At 64.2% G+C, this 18583-nt stretch carries 17 protein-coding genes; 12 read left to right on the top strand and 5 right to left on the bottom strand.

Annotated elements, in window-relative coordinates; genetic code table 11:
- Window positions 1-28: 28 nt before the first annotated feature.
- Window positions 29-739, bottom strand: coding sequence for an FCD domain-containing protein (locus ACFOEV_RS06950; RefSeq protein ID WP_386772409.1), 711 nt, complete (start codon window positions 737-739; stop codon window positions 29-31).
- A 167-nt stretch (window positions 740-906) separates the two neighbouring features.
- Here ACFOEV_RS06950 and ACFOEV_RS06945 point away from each other — a divergent pair, with 167 nt between their 5' ends.
- Both ACFOEV_RS06945 and ACFOEV_RS06940 read left to right on the top strand, forming a co-directional pair.
- The gene (locus ACFOEV_RS06945) at window positions 907-2256 is read left to right on the top strand and encodes an MmgE/PrpD family protein (protein WP_386772408.1); all 1350 of its coding nucleotides are present in this window, start codon (window positions 907-909) and stop codon (window positions 2254-2256) included.
- Between the two features lie 13 nt (window positions 2257-2269).
- The gene (locus ACFOEV_RS06940; protein WP_386772407.1) at window positions 2270-3361 is read left to right on the top strand and encodes an isocitrate/isopropylmalate dehydrogenase family protein; all 1092 of its coding nucleotides are present in this window, start codon (window positions 2270-2272) and stop codon (window positions 3359-3361) included.
- A 3-nt stretch (window positions 3362-3364) separates the two neighbouring features.
- On the opposite strand, the gene ACFOEV_RS06935 is transcribed toward ACFOEV_RS06940, so the two are convergent.
- Window positions 3365-4705, bottom strand: a complete 1341-nt coding sequence (locus ACFOEV_RS06935) for a class-II fumarase/aspartase family protein (protein WP_386772406.1) — start codon at window positions 4703-4705, stop codon at window positions 3365-3367.
- 135 nt (window positions 4706-4840) lie between these two features.
- On the opposite strand from ACFOEV_RS06935, the gene ACFOEV_RS06930 reads away from it, so the two are divergent.
- The 6 genes from ACFOEV_RS06930 (at window position 4841) to ACFOEV_RS06905 (ending at window position 11159) form a co-directional block, all read left to right on the top strand.
- Window positions 4841-5632, top strand: coding sequence for an IclR family transcriptional regulator domain-containing protein (locus ACFOEV_RS06930; protein WP_386772405.1), 792 nt, complete (start codon window positions 4841-4843; stop codon window positions 5630-5632).
- A 67-nt stretch (window positions 5633-5699) separates the two neighbouring features.
- On the top strand, window positions 5700-6479 hold the full coding sequence (locus ACFOEV_RS06925) for an IclR family transcriptional regulator (RefSeq protein ID WP_386772404.1): 780 nt from the start codon (window positions 5700-5702) through the stop codon (window positions 6477-6479).
- A gap of 9 nt (window positions 6480-6488) precedes the next feature.
- The gene (locus ACFOEV_RS06920; protein ID WP_386772403.1) at window positions 6489-7442 is read left to right on the top strand and encodes an AEC family transporter; all 954 of its coding nucleotides are present in this window, start codon (window positions 6489-6491) and stop codon (window positions 7440-7442) included.
- An 87-nt stretch (window positions 7443-7529) separates the two neighbouring features.
- Window positions 7530-9248, top strand: coding sequence for an FAD-dependent oxidoreductase (locus tag ACFOEV_RS06915; protein WP_386772402.1), 1719 nt, complete (start codon window positions 7530-7532; stop codon window positions 9246-9248).
- A gap of 11 nt (window positions 9249-9259) precedes the next feature.
- Window positions 9260-10084, top strand: a complete 825-nt coding sequence (locus tag ACFOEV_RS06910) for a sugar phosphate isomerase/epimerase family protein (protein WP_386772401.1) — start codon at window positions 9260-9262, stop codon at window positions 10082-10084.
- A 181-nt stretch (window positions 10085-10265) separates the two neighbouring features.
- Complete coding sequence (locus ACFOEV_RS06905) at window positions 10266-11159, top strand: DMT family transporter (RefSeq protein WP_386772400.1); 894 nt, start codon at window positions 10266-10268, stop codon at window positions 11157-11159.
- A 58-nt stretch (window positions 11160-11217) separates the two neighbouring features.
- Here ACFOEV_RS06905 and aroQ read toward each other — a convergent pair whose 3' ends face one another.
- Genes aroQ through ACFOEV_RS06890 form a run of 3 tightly spaced genes read right to left on the bottom strand, consistent with a single transcriptional unit; the run spans window position 11218 to window position 14380 of the window.
- Window positions 11218-11655 (bottom strand): type II 3-dehydroquinate dehydratase, encoded by a 438-nt coding sequence (gene aroQ, locus ACFOEV_RS06900; RefSeq protein WP_386772399.1) that lies wholly within the window; start codon window positions 11653-11655, stop codon window positions 11218-11220.
- Entirely contained in the window at window positions 11652-12518 is an 867-nt protein-coding gene (locus tag ACFOEV_RS06895) for a shikimate dehydrogenase family protein (RefSeq protein WP_386772398.1), read from the bottom strand. The genes aroQ and ACFOEV_RS06895 overlap by 4 nt, the downstream gene beginning before the upstream one ends.
- Before the next feature lie 14 nt (window positions 12519-12532).
- Complete coding sequence (locus tag ACFOEV_RS06890; protein WP_386772397.1) at window positions 12533-14380, bottom strand: bifunctional sugar phosphate isomerase/epimerase/4-hydroxyphenylpyruvate dioxygenase family protein; 1848 nt, start codon at window positions 14378-14380, stop codon at window positions 12533-12535.
- A gap of 461 nt (window positions 14381-14841) precedes the next feature.
- Between ACFOEV_RS06890 and ACFOEV_RS06885 the strand changes: the two genes are divergently transcribed.
- The 4 genes from ACFOEV_RS06885 to ACFOEV_RS06870 form a co-directional block, all read left to right on the top strand.
- A complete protein-coding gene (locus ACFOEV_RS06885; protein WP_386772396.1) occupies window positions 14842-15843 on the top strand; it encodes a tripartite tricarboxylate transporter substrate binding protein in 1002 nt (333 codons plus the stop codon).
- Between the two features lie 66 nt (window positions 15844-15909).
- Window positions 15910-16383: a tripartite tricarboxylate transporter TctB family protein gene (locus ACFOEV_RS06880; RefSeq protein ID WP_386772395.1), complete on the top strand. Its 474-nt coding sequence runs from the start codon at window positions 15910-15912 to the stop codon at window positions 16381-16383.
- Window positions 16384-16398: 15 nt separating this feature from the next.
- On the top strand, window positions 16399-17901 hold the full coding sequence (locus tag ACFOEV_RS06875; protein ID WP_386772394.1) for a tripartite tricarboxylate transporter permease: 1503 nt from the start codon (window positions 16399-16401) through the stop codon (window positions 17899-17901).
- A gap of 82 nt (window positions 17902-17983) precedes the next feature.
- Window positions 17984-18583, top strand: a 600-nt coding sequence (locus ACFOEV_RS06870) for an HAD family hydrolase (RefSeq protein WP_386772393.1), incomplete at its 3' end; no start/stop codon positions are given.

The raw sequence follows: 18583 nt of genomic DNA, 5'->3' as shown, positions 1-18583 counted from the left end.
CTCGCTTCGACTACCGAAGGGGAGCCGGCTACCGCTGGGCAGGTCGCTCCGCGCGATGCGACAACACCGGCTTGTCGTCGCCCAACGCACGGCGCTGGCCGGCAAACACATGCCCGGCCATGGCGTCGAAGGCGCGTTGCGGGTCTCTGGCGGTCAGAGCGGCGACGATCTCGCGGTGCTCGCGGTTGGAATCCTTCATTCCGGTTCCGGCCACCAAGCCTCGGGCACGGAACAAGTGAAGCTGGCGCACCAGATCGTGATAGCTGGCGATCAGGCGCTGATTGCCCGTGGCCGACACCAGATAGTCGTGAAAGGTCAGGTTGGGTGCGTAATAACGATCGAAGTCGTTGGCCTTGGCGGCCGCATCCATCTGCGCAACCAGCAGATTCAAGTGGTCCAGCTGTCCGTCGGTGATATGCGGAGCGAGCAGCCTGCCGGCATAGCCGAAGAGCCCCGCCCGCATCTCGTAGACTTCCCGCGCCTCGTCTTCACTGATGGCACGCGTGAAAACACCGCGATTGGGAATCAGCTGGACCAGTCCCATGGCCGCCAGCGCGCGACAAGCTTCACGCACCGGTCCTCGGCTGATACCCAGCAGATTGGCCAGCGCATATTCATTGATGCGCTCCCCCGGAGCGAACTCGCCCCTGAGGATCATGCGCTCGATTTCCTGCTGTGCCAGTGTGGTCAGCGAGAGGGCCTGCAACTGGCCGCTCGAAGGTGCGGTTTTATCGTTCATCAACGCTCGCTCTTCGCTTGCTTTCTTGCCGAGGCATTGTCGACTGTGAGCAAAAATAGTCGTTGCGACATTAGCATAAACCAGGCTGACGAATCAGTTTCACGGGCTTCATGATCGCCCTATCGCAAGCCTTGAAACTGTTGACAGTTTACTATATGAGCGAGGTGATGACTATGCGCTCCGATATCACCCGCGCGCTCGCCGAGTGGATAGTGAGTTGCGACCTGGCGTCGATTCCCGTCGAGGTGCAGAAAGAAGGCGTGAGAACCTTCGTCAACTGGCTGGGTTGCGCTGTGGGCGGGACCCGCCATGCAACCGTCGATAGCGCCCTGGCAGCAGTGACACCGTTCTCCGGCGAGGCTAGCGCAACCGTACTTGGCCGTGGTGAGCGTCTGGATGCGCTGCACGCCGCCCTGCTCAACGGCATTTCCTCGCACGTGCTCGACTACGACGACACCCACCTCAAGACCATTATTCACCCGGCGGGACCAGTGGCCTCGGCGCTGCTGGCGGTGGCCGAGACTCGCCCGGTGTCGGGCAGTGAATTGCTCAATGCGCTGATCGTCGGCATCGAGGTCGAGTGCCGTATCGGCAATGCCGTCTATCCCGACCATTACGATCGTGGTTGGCACATTACGGGAACGGTCGGGGTCTTTGGCGCGGCGGCGGCGGTCGGGCGCCTGCTGAAGCTGGATGTGCAGCAGATGACCTGGGCGCTGGGCATCGCCGCGACGCAGTCATCGGGCTTACGCGAGATGTTCGGCACCATGTGCAAGAGCTTCCACCCCGGTCGCGCGGCCCAGAATGGCGCCTTGGCGGCCTTCCTCGCCAAAGCCGGCTTCGATTCCTCGGAGCAGGCCATCGAGGCACCGCGTGGCTTCGCCCATGTCATGTCCGATAAGCAGGACTACCACGAGATTCTCGACGGACTGGGCGACACTTGGGAAGCCGCGCTGAATTCCTACAAACCGTTCGCTTGCGGCATCGTCATTCATCCCGTCATCGACGGCTGCATCCAGATCCGCGAGGAACTCGGCGATGACATCAACCGGATCGCGTGCGTCGACCTGATCACCCACCCGCTGGTACTCGAACTGACCGGCAAGACCGCGCCGAAAACCGGCTTGGAAGGAAAGTTCAGCGTCTTCCATTCAGCGGCCGCCGCTCTTCTGCGCGGCGACGGCTCGCCCACCGCCTTCACCGACGAAGCGGTCAATCATCCTGATCTGCAAGCCATGCGGCGCAAGATCAACGTCACGACCGACAGGCGCTGCCACGAAGCGGCGGTGACGATCACCGTGACCCTCGAGGACGGGCGCCGTGTGGAAAAGCACATCGAGCGAGCCATCGGTTCGCTGGAGCGCCCCCTGAGCGACGAGCAGCTCAACGCCAAATTCCGCGGTCAGGCGGCAGCGGTAATCGGTCAATCGGCCTGCGAGACGCTGATCCGGAAAGCGTGGGCCTTGCCGGACCTTGCCCGCGCCGGAGACCTCGCCCGGGCCAGCCTGCCACACTGAACAGGAGAACGCGATGTCCCGTTCCCATCTGACGCTTGGTGTACTCGAAGGCGATGATATCGGCCACGAGATAGTCCCGGCTGCGGTCAAGGTGACTCAGGCCACGGCTGAGCGCTGTGGCCTGCTCATCGATTGGCGCCACATGTCGATCGGCCGCAAGGCCCTCGATGAATCAGGCACCACCATCCCGGAAGGCACTCTGGAAACGCTATCGACCTTCGATGGCTTCATCCTCGGCCCCATCGGCCATCGCGAGTATCCCCAGGTCCCCGGCGCGATCAATCCGCACCCGATCCTGCGCAAGCACTTCGACCTGTTCGCCAACGTGCGGCCGACCCGCTCCTATCCGGATATCGGCTGCCTCTACGATGACATCGACCTGGTCATCGTGCGTGAGAACAATGAGGGTTTTCAGCCCGACCGCAATGTGGTGGCGGGCTGCGGCGAGTTCCGCCCGACCGACGACGTCAGCATCTCGGTGCGCGTGATCACCCGCGAGGGCAGCCGCAAGGTGGCGACCGCGGCCCTGGAGCTGGCCCGCTCCCGCCATAAGCGGCTCACCGTGGTGCACAAGAACACGGTCTTCAAGCTGGGCTGCGGCATGTTCGTCGAGGAATGCCGCAAGGCCGCCGAGGCCTATCCGGACGTGACCGTCGACGAAGCGATCGTCGATACCTTTGCCATGCACCTGGTCCGCCACCCCCAGCAATATGACGTGGTGGTCACCACCAACATGTTCGGCGATATCCTCACCGATGAGGCGGCCGGGCTGGTCGGTGGGCTGGGCATGGCACCGGGGCTATGCATCGGCCGCGGCAACATGGCCATGGCCCAGGCGACCCACGGTTCGGCGCCCGATATCGCCGGCACCGGGCTGGCCAATCCCTACGCCATGATCGAGTCCACGCGCATGCTGATCGAGTGGCTGGGGCGCCGCCACTATTTGCGCGAGGCGCAGGCGACCGCCGAGCTGATGCGCCAGGGCATCGAGGCGGCACTCGCCGCCCCCGCTACCCGTACGCCGGATATCCGCGGCACGGGCCGCTTGAACGACATGATCAACGGCATGCTCGCTACCATCGAGCAAGCGCCGAAGCCTGCTTAGACGTCAGTCAGCGTTCTTCAACCAGGTGACAGTCCTTGCCACCTGCGCCTTGCTGCTACCGATATATGTTGCCGGTGCAGCGGCGTCTTCCAGAGCGGCGGCTTCGACTTTCCCATTCACCTCTGGGTGGGTCTTCAAGACCTCGGCATAGGGTAGCCCCTGCCGGCGTGCCGTCTCGGCGGCCTCGGCACTGATGCGCTTGGCGGCGTCCTGGCCGACGAGCGGTGCCAGCAGGCGCGAGACCGGCTCGGCCATGATCGCCCCGCCGCTGGCCTCCAGGTTGCGGCGCATGGCCTCGGGGTGGACCTCCAGCCCCTCGAGCAGGACGGCGGCTTGCTCCAGCGCGCCTTCCAGCAACAGGGCGCTGTCGATCAACGGCGTCCATTCGGCATGCCATTCGCCGAGCCCGCGCTCCAACGGCTGGGCCACGGCATTGAGGATCACCGTGGTGTGGCCGTGGATCTGGCGAGCTGCGCCGCGGATCAGCGCACAGCGCACCGGATTGCGCTTGTGCGGCATCGACGAGGACTCCCCCATGCCCTCGCCGCCCGGTTCGGAGACTTCGCCGATCTCGGTCTGGGTCAGCAACGACACATCCAGCGCCAGTTTCTCGGCGGCGCCGGCCACCGCATCCAGGGCTGTCGCCACGGCATGGATCGGCTGGCGATCGGTATGCCAGGGCAATAGCGGGGCCGCCAGCCCCAGGCGCTCGGCCAGGGCGTCCATGAAATCGAGCCCCAGGTCGTCCCAGCCGGAATGCACGCCCACCGCGCCACCGAACTGGACCGGCAGACCAGCCTCGACCAGCGGCGCGAGACGGCGCCTCGCCTGTTCGAGCCCCAACGCCCAGTGGGCGACCTTGACCCCGAAGGTGATCGGTAGCGCCTGCTGCATCAGGGTGCGACCCACCATCACCGTCTCGTCGTGGGCCTGCATCAGGGCGATGGCGGCGGCACGGCAGCGCTGCAGCAAACCGTCGATCGACGTCAAGCGTGGCTTGAGCAGCAGCATCAGGGCGCTGTCGACCACGTCCTGACTGGTGGCCCCCAGATGCCAGTAGCGTTTGAGGTCATCGGGCAGGGCGGCACGGCCCTGCTTGACGAAGGGGATGGCGACGTTACCGCCGCTGGCGACCCCCGTTGCCAGAGCGTCGAGTTCGAAGGTATGGGCGCGCAACTGCTCGGCCATGCGCCGGCTGGCCCCTGCCGGGAGCGCGCCGCGCGCTTCCTGGACCTCGGCCAGCGCCAGCTCGAAGCTCAGCATGGCCGCGACCAGGGCCTCGCCGTTACAGTCGGCCAGAGCGACTTGGCTCATGAAGGGATGCTGGATCAGGGCAGCAGGCATAGCGAGTTCTCCCGACGCATGGTAGCCGCTCATCGAGCCACCGGACCTCAACCAAAAGTCGAACAAGTGTTCGTAATTCGAACAATATGCTAGATTGGAACTCAGGCCTAGAGCAACTCGATACGGATCATACCGATGGATAACCCAGTGCAGGACGATACCCTGAGCCCCGATGACCGCGACTTCGTCACCGCCCTGGCCAGCGGCCTGGAGGTGATTCTGGCGTTCGACGACGCCAACCCGCGCATGACGCTGAGTGAAGTGGCCGCGCGCACCGGCATGAATCGTGCCCGCGCCCGCCGCTTTCTGCTGACACTGCATGCGCTGGGCTACGTGCGCAAGCATCAACGCCATTTCGAGCTGGCCCCCAAGGTGCTGCAACTCGGCTATGCCTTCCTGTCGGCCAACAATTACCGCTCGGTGATCCAGCAGTATCTCGAGGATATCACCGCCGAGAGCGGCGAGTCCTCCTCGCTAGGTGTCCTCGACGGCGACGACGTCATCTATGTCGCACGCTCCTCGGCTCGCCACCGGCTGATGGCGATTACCCTCTCGGTAGGCACCCGCCTGCCTGCGGCGCATACCTCCATGGGCCGGGTCCTGCTGGCGCAGCTTCCCGACCACGAGCTGGATGCCTATCTCGAGCGTGTGGTACTGGAGCGTTATACCGACAAGACCATCACCGACAAGGCCGAGTTGCGCAACTGCATCCTCAAGGTGCGCCAGCAGGGTTACGCGATCGCCGACCAGGAGCTCGATTCCGGCCTGCGTTCGCTGGCGGTGCCCGCGTTCGATGCCAGCGGCAAGCTACTGGGAGCCATCAATATCAGCACCAATGCCGCGCGCATCGACTTCGACACCCTGATCCGCAAGTTCCTGCCCCTGCTGCAGGAGAAGGCACAGCTGATTCGCGCCAACGTCAGCTAGATGACGTCAGGATGATGCTTCTGGACCGCTATTCTAGAATCACTCTTTCCATCCAAGGAGCCGCATCATGGCCGGAAGCCTGATCGAGCGCACCCTGGGCGTGCTGGACGCCCTGTCCGGCGATGCCCGCGGCCTGCCGCTTCAGACCCTCGCCGAACAACTGGCCATCCCCAAGAGCGCCGCCCACCGCATCTGCCACGAACTGATTCGCCTCGGTTATGTCCGTCAGGATCCGCTGAGCGGCCACTATCAGTTATCCACTCGCCTGGTGGCCATGGGCTGTCGTTACCTGGCCAGCAGCGGCGCCGCCGATATCGTGCAACCGATCCTCGACCGCCTGGCCGAGGACACGGGTGAGCTGGTACGCCTGGGAATCATCGAAGGAAACCATCAGATCTGGATCGCCAAGGCCCAGGGGGCGCGCTCGGGACTACGCTACGATCCGGACATGGGCCGCGAGGCTCCGCTGTACTACACCGCTTCAGGGCACGCCTGGCTGGCGAGCATGAGCGATGACGAGGCGCTCGCCCTGGTCGAGGCACAAGGGATTGGCGACCCAACGCACTATGGCCCCAATGCGCCGCGCTCGCATGCCGAGCTCATCGAGCGACTCAACCAGGCGCGCACCCATGGTTACAGTTGGCAACGGGAAAACGCGGCACCGGGCACCTCGGCGTTGGCGGCGGTGGTACCCCACCCTGTCGACGGCCATATCCTGGGGGTCCTGAGCATCGCCGGTCCCAGCGTGCGCTTGACCGAGCCCCGCATTCACCAACTGGCCCCGCTGCTACTGCGTGCCGCCGTGGAACTGTCGCAGTCCAGCCAGGCCTCGCGGCTGTTTTCATAAGGCCCCCTTTTGCTCGCTATTCTCGGCATCACGTCCCCGATTTTCCTGCTCATCGGCGTAGGTTACCTGGCCATGCTCGGAGGCATCGTCACCCGCCCCCAGGTCCAGGGCGTGGGCACCTTCGTCCTGTACTGTGCTCTGCCCGCCCTGGTCATTCGCGCCCTTACCCAGCATCCTCTGCAAGAGGTGCTGAATCCACACTACCTACTGGCCTATGGTCTCGGCTCGGTCGCGATCTTCGCCGGTGCCCTGCTGCTGACCCGGCGCCTGCAACGCAAGCCACTGAGCGCCAGCGCCATGCATGCGATGGGCATGGCCGCTTCCAACAGTGGCTTCGTGGGCTACCCGGTGGCCGCCATGGTACTGGGCTCTCCCGCGGCGGTCTTCCTGGCCATGAACATGCTGATCGAGAACCTGCTGATCATTCCCGCCGCCCTGATCCTGGGGGAATTGGGCAACCACAGCGGCGTCGGCTTTCGCGAGGCGCTGCGCCAGACCGCCACTCGCCTGGCCAGGAATCCCATCCTGATCGGCCTCACGGTGGGGGTGGTATTCTCGGCTTCGGGACTGACCCTGCCAGGGCCGGTAGCGAAGACTATCGATATGCTGGCGAGCGCCGCCGCCCCCGTCGCCCTGTTCGTGATCGGCGGTACCCTCTATGGGCTCAGGACGAGGGGAATGGCGGGGGATGTTGGCCAGATCGTCCTGGGCAAGTTGATACTGCACCCGCTAGCGGTTCTGCTGGCCTTCCTGTCGCTGCCATCGCTGGACCCTTTCCTGCTGGCAGGCGCCCTGCTGTTCGCCAGCGCCCCGATGATCAGCGTGTTCCCCATCTTCGGCCAGCGCTATGGCCTGGCGGGCGTCAGCGCCGCCGCCCTGATGATGGCGACCCTGGCCTCCTTCGTCACCATCAGCCTGACGATCTGGCTGCTCGACACCAGCGGCATGATCGCTACGCACTGAGATGATCGTTCAGCGAACCATAGTACGCATTGCAAACACCGAAGCTTTGCTCTAATTTCTAGAATCAAGTTCTAAGACTGGTGCTAGATGAGCGACAAGATTCATGACTGCGACCTGGTCGTGGTGGGCTCCGGCGCCGCCGGCCTGTCGGCGGCAGTCACCGCGGCGTATCACGGTCTCGAGGTGGTAGTGGTCGAGAAGGACGACGCCCTGGGCGGCGCCACCGCCTGGTCCGGAGGCTGGATGTGGGTACCGCTCAATCCGCTGGCCAAGCGGGCGGGGATCGATGAGGACCCCGAGACGGTGCGCACCTACCTGCGTCACGAGCTCGGCGAGCGCTACGACCCCACGCGCATCGATGCCTTCCTCGACGCCGGCCCGAGGATGGTGAGCTTCTTCGAAGCGCACACCGCCCTGCAATTCACCGATGGCAACGCCATCGCCGATATCCACGGCGACATCCCCGGCGCCGGTACCGGTGGCCGCTCGGTGATCGCCGCGCCCTATGACGGCCGCGAACTGGGCAAGAGCATCCACAAGCTGCGCAAGACCATGCCCGAGACCGCCTTCCTGGGCATGCCGATCCAGGCCGGTCCGGATTTGATGGCCTTCCTGACCTTCACCCGCTCGTTCACGTCATTTCTGCACGTGACCCGACGCTTCACCCGCCATCTCTATGACCTGGCCCGCCATGGGCGCGCCATGCAGCTGATCAACGGCGTGGCCCTGATCGGCCGCCTGGCCAAGTCCGTCGACGACCTGGGCGTGGAGACCTGGGTGTCGTCACCGGCCAAGCGCCTGATCGAGGACAGCGAACGGGTCAGCGGCGTGGCGGTGGAGACGCCGCAGGGGGAAGTGACCCTACGCGCCCGGCGCGGGGTGGTGCTCGCCGCCGGCGGCTTTCCCAACGATGTCGAACGCCGCCGCGAACTCTTTCCGCGTACCCCCAGCGGCCAGGAGCACTGGGCGCTGCCGCCCGACTCCGCCAGCGGCGACGGCCTGCGCCTGGGCGAGGCCGTGGGCGCTCGGGTCGATACCAGCCTCTACTCGCCGGTGGCCTGGGCCCCGGTGTCGCGGGTGCCCTATGCCAATGGCCGCGAGGGCCATTTCCCACACATCATCGACCGCGGCAAGCCCGGCGTCATCGGCGTGCTGGCCAATGGCAAGCGCTTCGTCAACGAGGCCCATGGCTACTACGACTACGTCGATGCCATGATCAAGAACGTGCCGGAAGGCGAGGAGGTCTGCTCCTGGCTGATCTGTACCCACCGCTTCCAGCGCCGCTACGGTATCGGTATCACCCGCCCGGCACCGGTGCCCTTCAAGCGCTGGATCCGCAAGGGCTATCTCAAGGTCGGCCGCACCGTCGAGGAACTGGCCCAGAGTTGCGGCATCGATCCCGACGGTCTCAAGCGCACCATCGAGACCTACAACGTGCACGCCCTTCGCGGTGAAGATCCCGAGTTCGGCCGCGGTTCCACCCCCTACAACCGCAAGCAGGGCGATCCGGCACACCAGCCCAACCCCTGCGTGGCACCGCTGGGCCGGGGCCCCTTCTATGCCGTGAAGGTGGTGCCGGGCTGCTTCGGCACCTTCGCCGGTCTCAAGGCCAACGAGCATGCTCAGGTGTTGAACGAGTCGGGCGAGCCGATTCCCGGGCTCTACGCCGCGGGCACCGACATGGCCAGCATCATGGGCGGCTTCTATCCGGCGGGTGGCATCAACCTGGGCCCCGCCATGACCTTCGGCTATATCGCCGGTTGCCATGCCGCCGGCCAGAGCACCGACGACGCCAGCCCACAGTAGAGAGGTTTTCGATGACACCACGTATCGTTTCCCTGGCCGCTCTCACCGTGCTGGAGCTTGCCCCTCCCGAGATGGTGGAAGTGGCGGCCCGTGCCGGTTATCAGGGTGTCGGCCTGCGCCTGATCCCGGCCACGGCAGAAGAGCACCACTTCCCGCTGCTGAGCGATACCGGCCTGCTGCGCCAGACACGGGATAGAGTCCGCGATACCGGCCTGCAGGTGGTGGATATCGAGATCCTGCGTCTCAGGCCCGAGACCCGGGTCGCAGATGATTTCGTCCGGGTACTGGAGATCGGTGCCGAACTGGGCGCCAGCGAAGTCCTGGTAGCCGGCAACGATGACGACGAGAATCGCACCATCGACAACTTCGCCGCCCTGTGCGAGCTGGCGCGCTCCTACGGCCTGCACCCGCACCTGGAGTTCATGCCCTGGACCGGCGTCAAGAACCTGTCCCAGGCCAGCCGCATCGTCGGCGCCGTGCGCGCGGCCGGCCACGACCATGCCTGCCTGCTGGTCGACGCTTTCCACCTCAGCCGCTCCGCCAGCCGCCTCGAGGACCTGGCCAAGGTTCCCCGGGAGTGGATGCGCTACGTGCAGCTCTGCGACGTTGCCGGCCCAATCCCCGACGACATGGACGAGATCCTCCGTGAGGCACGCAGCGAGCGCCTCTTTCCGGGCGACGGCGATATCGACCTGAGGGGGATGCTGGCGGTGCTGCCCGTTGATGTGCCGCTGAGCCTGGAGATTCCCACTCAGCGGCTGCGCGATCAGGGTGTCAGCGCCCGGGAACGCGCCCGCATGGCCCTCGACCGGACACGCCGGCTGCTCGACCAGTAGCCGCATCCCGATCCAGCCCGAAGCGCGTCCCGCATCCCAGCGGGCAATGAGGAATTCATGCGACATTTGCATAGCGAACACATGTTCGATTGATGAATAGCCGATCGTCGCGTAGAATATGTTAGCTTGCTATCTTTTAGCCTGGCACATTTTCTGCCAGCCGCCGCTTTTGGGGAGGCCCATGTCCCATTCATCGACCACCGCTCTACCGGGAGATCGCCCCCTACTGGGTATCGCCTTCATGTTGGCGGCGGGCCTGTTGTTCGTGATGCTGGATACCGGCGTCAAGATGCTGGGTCAAGACTACTCCCCCATCCAGGTGGTCTGGGCACGTTACGCCGGGCATATGCTGGTGCTGATGGGCTACCTGCTATGGCTGGGCCTGCCACGCGGCCGCGACCTGCTGCGCACCGGTTCACTGGGAGGACAAACCCTGCGCGGCCTGCTGCTGCTCGCTGCCAGTACCTTCGCCTATCTGGCCTTTCGCGAGCTACCCCTGCTGCAGGTCTATGTGATCAACTTCAGCTCGCCGTTGCTGGTGACCGTGCTCGCCATTCCCCTGCTCAAGGAGCGCGTCACCCCAGGTCGGGGCCTGGCGGTACTGGTCGGCTTCATCGGCGTGATCATCGCGGTGGGGCCCATCGACTGGCGCTCCCAGCCGGCCATCCTGCTACCCTTCGGCATGACGCTGTGCTTCGCGCTCTACCAACTCTGCACGCGACGCTTCGGGCGCGCCGATCACCCCCTGACCTCGCTGTTCTATGCCGGCCTGGCGGGCGCCGTGGTCAGCAGCGCAGTGGTACCGGCCTTCTGGACGCCCATCGCCCTCGGTGACTTGCCGCTGTTCTTTTCCGTCGGCGTACTGGGAGCCGCAAGCCAGTTCGGCCTGATCCTGTCGATGCGCTTCGCCCCCGCCTCACTGGTGTCCCCCTTCCTGTACATCCAGATCGTCTGGGCATCGCTGTCCGGCTACGTGTTCTTCGCCGACGTGCCACGCCTCGAAACCTACTTGGGCGCCGTACTGATCATCGCCGCGGGGATCTACCTCGCCACGCGCAAGCAGGCGCCGTCCTGAACGGCCCGGGTCCGCCAGTTGGCGGACCCGGAAGGACATCGGGTGATGCTCGGGCCACTTAAGCCTTGATCAACGCATCCAGCGCGGCGTGATAGCCCTGGCTGCCAAGCCCGGCGATCACGCCGTCGGCGCGCAGCGAGACGTAGGAGTGATGACGGAAGCTCTCGCGCTTGTGGACGTTGGACAGATGTACTTCGATGACCTTGCCGTCGAAGGCGTTCAAGGCATCGAGGATTGCCACCGAGGTATGGGTGTAGGCCGCCGGGTTGATGACGATCGCCACGGTACCGTCGAGACGCGCGGCATGGATGGCGTCGATCAGTTCGCCTTCATGGTTGCTCTGCAGGCACTTGATGTCCCAGCCGTTGACGGCGGCTTTCTCGTAGAGGGCATTGTTGATGTCCTCGAGGGTCTCGTCACCATAGATCTCCGGCTGGCGGCTGCCCAGCAGGTTGAGATTGGGACCATGCAATACCAGGACCTTGCCTGCGCTCATTCTTCTGTCTCCTTCAGCAGTTCCCGCTTGTAGTGGGCGAACAGCGTCGTGGCCTGTTCATCGACCGCCGCACGCTTGTCGGCATCCTCGCAGAACAGCTTGAAGGCGTCCACGCCCTGGAACACGAACAGGCTGACGCCGCTCATCACGCTGGCGCCGGCTGCCTTGGCGGCAGCGATGAATTCGGTTACCGCCGGTACGTAAACGGCATCGAAGATCCAGTGATGCCCCTGGATCAGCTCCTTGGGAAGCGGGCAGCCCGGACTCTTCTCGTGACCGATCGGCGTGCAGTTGACCAGGCCGTCGCAACGCCCCACCGCTTCGGCCAACCTGTCCTGGGTAACGATCGAGGCCCTGAAGCCCTGGGCTTCGAGCTCACCGGCCAATTGGCGCGACTTGGCCGCGTCGAGGTCCATCAGCACGATCTCCTCGGCCCCCAGCTTGCCGAGGCCAAAGGCCACCGCCTTGCCCACCCCGCCGGTACCGATCAACAGCACCCGGCCGGGCTTGCGATCGCCGAGCGTGGCGCGGAAGCCACTGATGAAGCCGGTGTAGTCGGTGTTCTCGGCGATGATCTCGCCATCCGCGAACACCAGGGTATTGGCGGCGCCGACCCTGCGTGCGCCCTCGGAGGGACGCGTGGCCAGGTGCACCGCCTGCTCCTTGTAGGGAAAGGTGACATTGACGCCGCGGTAGCCTTCGGCGATGACCTTGCGCACCTGGCTTTCCAGCGACTCGATGGGCTGCTCGTTGGCATCGAACAAGTCGTAGCTGGCAGGGATGCCGGTCAGCTTGCCGAGCCTGACATGCAAGTCCGGCGAGCTGGAGTTCATGATGGCCTTGCCGATCAAACCGAGTCGCATCGTGTTACCTCTGTTCAGCGTGAATGAGCAGCCTGGGCAGCGAGACGTATGCCGGCATTGGCCGCCCCGAACTGGTGGTAATCGCCTCGACGCTCGACGATCTCGAAGAAGAAGCCCCCCGAAAAGGTCTCGGTGTAGGCGTGGAAGAATTCGCCCTGATCGTTGCAGTCGTAGAGGATGTTGCGCGTTCGCAAGGCCTCCAGCAGTGTCTCGTCGAGGCCGAAACGCGCCTCCAGGTCGTCGTAGTAGTTGCGGGGAATCTTCAGCAGCGGCAATCCCCGTGCCAGCAGAGCATCCACACTGGCGACGATGTCCTGGCTAGCGAAGGCGATCTGCTGCACGCCGCCCCGGTGCTCGCTGAGGAAGCGCCCGGGCAGGGTGTCGCGTGCCTGCGAGATGGTCAGGGGAATGCGGATCGAGCCCTCGGGGCTGGTCACTGCCTGACTGAGCATCAGCCCGTGTGGATCGACGATCTCGTGTTCGGCCTCGGCCTCGAACCCGAACACGGTGTGGTAGAACAGCTGCCAGCCCAGCATCTGGGTCGCCGGTAGCACGTAGGAGAGATGATCGACGCGGGTCAGGCCGGCCTCGTCGCGGCTGGCCTGGTCGAACAGCTCGAAATCGGTGCGCCATTGCCGGTCCGCGGCGGCATCATCGTCGACCAGATAGATCAGGCTGCCCTCGATACCACGCAGGGCCGGAATCTCCATCTCACCCTCGCCGACCTGGCCACGGAAGAGCTGGGCCTTGAAGGTCCTGGCACGCGTCAGCGCCTTATCGATATCGTCGACACGGAAGCCCACTGCGCACACCGAGATGCCGTGGAGCAGGCGGAAGGTATGGGCAAAGCTGTCGGTTTCGAAGTTGAGCACCAGGTGGATGTCGCCCTGCTTCCACAGCTCGACGTTCTTGGAGCGGTGGCGACCCACATGGCGGAAGCCCAGCGCCCCGATGAACTCGCCGAGTGGCGCGGCGCTGTCTTCGTCGAGAGTGAATTCGACGAAGTGGATGCCGTTGTAGCCTGGCGCCGGCGGGATGCTGCTGGCCCAGGGGCCTTCCGGCAGCAGGTTCTCGAGCAGAATCAGCGAGCGCAGGCCGTCCAGGGCCGTGGCGGCGGCGGGGGCGGCACGGAAGGCATCGCTGAAGATCTCCAGCGACAGCGGGCCGTCATAGCCGGTCTTGGCCAATGCCGCCATGAAGTCCTTTAGCGGCAAGCGTCCCTGGCCGGGGAAGCAGCGGAAGTGGCGGCTCCATTGCAGGACATCCATATCCAGCAGCGGGGCGTCGGCCACCTGGACGAAGAAGATCTTCTCACGCGGGATCCTGCCGATGGTGGAAAGATCGTGGCCGCGAGAGAGAATGTGGAAGCTATCGAGTACCACGCCCAAGGACGGATGGTCGGCCCTTCGCACCACTTCCCAGGCGTCGCGATAGTCGGAGATATAGCGTCCCCAGGCCAGCGCCTCGAAGCCGATGCGGATGCCGTGTTTCTCGGCACGCTCGGCCAGCTCACGCAGGTCGGCCGCGGCCTGGTCGAGATCGTCGACGCACTGTGGCGAGACATTGCTGCACACCAAGAGAAAGTCGGTGCCAAGCTGCTCCATCAAGTCGAACTTGCGCTCGGCTCGCTGCATATTGCGACTGCGCTGCGGCTCGGGCATGGCCTCGAAATCGCGGAACGGCTGGAAGGCCAGGATTTTCAGCCCCAGCGATTCACACAGGTGGCGCACGTCGGCGGGCGTTCCATCGAACGACAGCAGATCGTTCTCGAAGATTTCCACGCCGCCGAAGCCCGCGCGGGCAATGGCTTCGAGCTTGGTTCTCAGGTCCCCGCTAAGGGAAACAGTGGCAATGGCTCGCATCCAGACCTCCTCACGGCCGGTGGGACGGTGTCCTGGGTCGACCGCTGCATGAATCGACTGGCCGTCGGCCAGGTAGACGTTAGGACTGACATGTTCGCATAGCGTCCTTTAGTTCGCATTATGCACGATGGTAGGGGGGAAGAAGCAAGTACCATTGTCACGTCATCGCCATTACCACTATAGGAAAGAACGCTGCGACGCCCTGATTAACCTCGTCCTAGCGTGATATTCGCTAGTCGATACCGCGCTCCCTTGTCGACCTTCCTTGCAACCTTGGTCGTATAGAAGCCAATCATGCATTGACAGTTCTAGAAAGCGGTTCTAATTTGTTCGCCAATAGTACGCAAGTTCGTTAAGCGAACTATCTTCAACCAAGGCGCCCATTGAATGGTGCCGCACCCGGCCCGACAACGGGCATTCGTCAGCGATACAATAATCAGCCGTACTTGGAGGACTTCAGCATGTTCAAACCGCTAGCGCTGGGCATTGCCATTTCCGCAGCCGCCATGGCATTCGCCACCCCGACCCTGGCCGACTATCCGGAACGCAACATACAGGGCACCATTCAATGGGGCGCCGGAGGTGCCACCGATAACGTCGCCCGCAGCCTGACCCCGCACGTCGAGGAAATTCTCGACACCACCGTGGTGTTGACCAATCGCCCGGGAGGCACCGGCGTGATCGGCATGAACTACGTTATGCAACAACGTCCCGACGGTTACCACCTGCTGTATGGCGCCGAGAACCCACAACTCTATCAACTGATGGGCCTGGCGGATTTCAGCTATGACGACATGCACACCGTCAATATCATCGGCCAGGGCCTGGTGGTCATCGCCGCGCCGGCCGACAGTCCCTATGGCAGCTTCAAGGACGTGCTCGAGGCGGCCAAGGAGAATCCCGGCACCCTGCGCATGGGAGGCACCGGCGCCGGCGGCCTGCCCAGCACCGTGCATGCCATGGTCAACGCCGTCGACGAGCTGGACGTACGCACCGTGACCTTCGGTGGCGACGGCCCCGGCATCACCGCCCTGCTCGGCGGCCACATCGACTTCATGCCACTCAGCCTGGCCGCCGCCAAGGAACAGATCCTCGGCGGCAAGCTCAAGGGGCTGGCGGTGCTGACCCAGAACGAACTCGAATCGCTACCCGGTGTGCCGCCGATCACCCAGGCGCTGCCGGACATCGAATCGTTCCTGCCCTGGGGCCCGTTCTGGGGCGTCTTCGTGCGTGAGGACACGCCGGACGACATCAAGGCGACCCTCGAGGATGCCTACCAGCAGGCGGTGGCCAACGAGGAGTTCCAGTCCTTCCTCGACAACTTCGGCGCCGAGGCGCTGAACCTGTCCGGCGAAGAGGCCCAGCGCTACCTCGACAACTGGCAGGCGGTGACCGCCTGGTCGATGTATGACGCCGGTGCCGTGGAAACCTCTCCGGAGGAACTGGGCATTTCCCGCCCGTAACGGTACAAGCCAAATCGGATACGGCAAGGCGGGCTCGATGGCCCGCTTTTCCGGTGGAGCACGACCATGAGCAAAAAGCCCGAAAAGCTGCAGGCGGGTGAGCGAGCCTTCGACTGGCTGCTGCTGATCTTCAGCCTAGTCGTCTTCTATCAGGCTTATCAGATCAGCGGTTTTTCCTCGATCAATTCCGCGGGGGCCTTTCCCGTTGGCCTTTCGTTGATCATGATCGCCTCATCCATTGCCGTACTGGCGGGGCACCGGCGCAAGACCAGGCCCGAGACCCGCGGCCCGCTGGATGAACTCGCGATTTTCCTGCGCACGCACTTCCCGACCAACGTGCTGGTGTTCTGCGTGCTCGCCATCGCCTATCTCGCCGCGATCCAGCCATTCAGTTTCTTTGTCAGCACCTTCGTGTTCCTGGCCGCCGCCTTCATCTATCTGCGCCAGGGCAAGGTCGTCAGTTCACTGATCATATCGGCACTCTCCATCGCCGTGATCTATGGGCTGTTCACCGTGGTGTTCCGCGTCTATCTTCCCTGATCCCCGAGGCCCCAGATGAGTGACACTCTCTCCTATTTACTGATGGCCTGGCTGGACCCGCAACTGCTGGCACTGACCGCCATCGGCACCCTGGCAGGCATCTATGTCGGCGCCATTCCCGGCCTCTCGGTGACCATGGCCGCCTCCATCCTGATTTCCTTTACCTTCTCGTGGGACGTCAACAACGCCCTGGCGCTGATCGTGGGCATCTATTGCGGCGGGGTCTATGGCGGTTCGCGCACCGCGATCCTGCTGAACATCCCCGGCGCGCCTTCGGCGGTGGTCACCGCCTTCGACGGTTACCCACTCGCCCAGCAGGGCGAGGCCGGTCGTGCCATCGGCTTGAGCACCGTGATGTCGGTGATCGGCGGCATGATCGGGGTGCTGGTGCTCGCCAGCACCGCGCCGGTGCTCTCGGACCTGGCCCTGCAGTTCGCCCCGCGTGACTACTTCCTGATCGCCGTCATGGGGCTGCTGCTGGTCAGCACCCTGTCCGGCAAGTCGCTGGCCCGCGGCATCTTCTCGGTGGCACTCGGCGCCATCATCGGACTGGTGGGCATGGACCCGGTCACCGCCCAGGGGCGCTTTACCATGGGCAGTATCGACCTGATGGGCGGCATCCATTATGTGGTGGTGATGATCGGCCTGTTCGGCGTCGCCGAAGCCTTCTACCAGCTGCATTTCCTGAGCAAGGAGCCGGTGCGCCAGAAGGTCGACAAGATCATTCCCGCCTTCAGCATGGTGCTGAAATACCTGCCACTGTCGATTCGCACCTCGATCATCGGCGTCATCGTCGGCGCCCTGCCGGGCACCGGCGGCGACATTGCCTCGCTGTTTGCCTACGATCACGCCAAGCGTACCGTCAAGAAGCCGTCCAAGCCGTTCGGCGAAGGCGCCTACGAGGGGCTGGTGGCACCGGAGACCGCCAACAATGCCGCCGTGGGCGGTGCCTACGTGCCGATGCTGACGCTGGGCATGCCGGGGGACGCGGTCACGGCGATCATCATCGGCGCCCTGGTCATCCATGGGCTCAATCCCGGCCCGATGCTGATGATCGAAACGCCCTACATCTTCTGGTTCACCGTCGGCAATCTGGCGCTGGCCAATGTCTTCCTGCTCATCTTCGGCCTCACCGGCATCAAGATCTTCACCAAGGTGGTCGAATTGCCCAAGGCAATCCTGATTCCCCTGATCGTGGTGCTGTGCGTGGTGGGCACCTACTCCATCAACAGCAACATGACCGAGGTGTATTGGATGCTCGGCTTCGGCATCCTGGGTTACTTCCTGAAGATCTTCGGCTTCCAGATGGGGCCCATCATTCTCGGGGTGATTCTCGGCCCGCTGCTCGACGAGACCTACCGTCAGGCGATGTCCTCGGTCGGCGACAGTGCGACCGCCTTCCTGCTGGCGCTGGTGACCAACCCATTATCACTGATACTTACCAGCGTGATTTTGCTGGTCTTGTTGGGCAATACCCCGATCAAGGGGTGGGTGGTCGCACGCTTCCAGCGCGGCTAGGTGCGCGAGGCGCTTTCATCAACGACGCGGCCTGCGGGCCGCGTTCTCGTGTGTTGTGGCGTATTGCTGGGGAGAGAGTGTCGTGAGTGACTTCTTCGCCGACCCGAAACATGTCCTGGTGTTCGATTTCGACGGCGTCATCCTCGATTCGGCGAGCCTCAAGCGCCAGGCCTTCGCCGCTCTCTACGACGGCGAGCCGGAGACCGGGCGCCAGGCGGTGCGCGCCTATCTCAACCGCCGTGGCGGGCAGCCCCGCGAAGTCAAGTTTCGCCATATCGAATCGCATATCCTCGGTCGTGAGGCGAGCGAGGCGCGCATCCGGGAATTGTGCCAGCGCTTCAAGGCCGATGTGGAGGCCCGCATCCTCGCCGCCCCGGCGATTCCCGGCGCCCTGGAATTTCTCGAGCGCCGGCGAGGACAGTTGCCCATCTATCTGCTTTCGGCGACGCCCGAGCACGAGCTGCGTGAGATCGTCGCGCGCCGTGGCCTGGCCCGCTATTTCGATGAAGTGATCGGCGCGCCACCGGACAAGGCCACCGCCCTGCGCAACCTGCTGGTTCGTCACGGCCACACTGCCCGGCATACCGTGATGGTCGGCGATTCCTACAACGATTTCCGCGCCGCCAGCTCCAACGGTACGCGTTTCATCGGCATCACCGCGGACCCGACAGCATCGCCCTTC

The sequence above is a fragment of the Litchfieldella rifensis genome (genome assembly GCF_042646605.1).
In the GTDB taxonomy this organism is placed as follows: Bacteria; Pseudomonadota; Gammaproteobacteria; order Pseudomonadales; family Halomonadaceae; genus Litchfieldella; species Litchfieldella rifensis.
Note: the sequence above shows the minus strand (reverse complement) of the source record. Positions and strands in the feature narration are given on the sequence as shown.

What these genes read in the sequence shown, in the direction of transcription:
- ACFOEV_RS06880 (WP_386772395.1), top strand. Translation starts at nt 15,910, where the DNA reads ATGAGCAAAAAGCCCGAAAAGCTGCAGGCGGGTGAGCGAGCCTTCGAC.
- ACFOEV_RS06945 (WP_386772408.1), top strand. Translation starts at nt 907, where the DNA reads ATGACTATGCGCTCCGATATCACCCGCGCGCTCGCCGAGTGGATAGTG.
- ACFOEV_RS06910 (WP_386772401.1), top strand. Translation starts at nt 9,260, where the DNA reads ATGACACCACGTATCGTTTCCCTGGCCGCTCTCACCGTGCTGGAGCTT.
- ACFOEV_RS06935 (WP_386772406.1), bottom strand. Translation starts at nt 4,705, where the DNA reads ATGCCTGCTGCCCTGATCCAGCATCCCTTCATGAGCCAAGTCGCTCTG.
- ACFOEV_RS06915 (WP_386772402.1), top strand. Translation starts at nt 7,530, where the DNA reads ATGAGCGACAAGATTCATGACTGCGACCTGGTCGTGGTGGGCTCCGGC.
- ACFOEV_RS06890 (WP_386772397.1), bottom strand. Translation starts at nt 14,380, where the DNA reads ATGCGAGCCATTGCCACTGTTTCCCTTAGCGGGGACCTGAGAACCAAG.
- ACFOEV_RS06885 (WP_386772396.1), top strand. Translation starts at nt 14,842, where the DNA reads ATGTTCAAACCGCTAGCGCTGGGCATTGCCATTTCCGCAGCCGCCATG.
- ACFOEV_RS06940 (WP_386772407.1), top strand. Translation starts at nt 2,270, where the DNA reads ATGTCCCGTTCCCATCTGACGCTTGGTGTACTCGAAGGCGATGATATC.
- ACFOEV_RS06895 (WP_386772398.1), bottom strand. Translation starts at nt 12,518, where the DNA reads ATGCGACTCGGTTTGATCGGCAAGGCCATCATGAACTCCAGCTCGCCG.
- ACFOEV_RS06905 (WP_386772400.1), top strand. Translation starts at nt 10,266, where the DNA reads ATGTCCCATTCATCGACCACCGCTCTACCGGGAGATCGCCCCCTACTG.
- aroQ (WP_386772399.1), bottom strand. Translation starts at nt 11,655, where the DNA reads ATGAGCGCAGGCAAGGTCCTGGTATTGCATGGTCCCAATCTCAACCTG.
- ACFOEV_RS06875 (WP_386772394.1), top strand. Translation starts at nt 16,399, where the DNA reads ATGAGTGACACTCTCTCCTATTTACTGATGGCCTGGCTGGACCCGCAA.
- ACFOEV_RS06930 (WP_386772405.1), top strand. Translation starts at nt 4,841, where the DNA reads ATGGATAACCCAGTGCAGGACGATACCCTGAGCCCCGATGACCGCGAC.
- ACFOEV_RS06925 (WP_386772404.1), top strand. Translation starts at nt 5,700, where the DNA reads ATGGCCGGAAGCCTGATCGAGCGCACCCTGGGCGTGCTGGACGCCCTG.
- ACFOEV_RS06950 (WP_386772409.1), bottom strand. Translation starts at nt 739, where the DNA reads ATGAACGATAAAACCGCACCTTCGAGCGGCCAGTTGCAGGCCCTCTCG.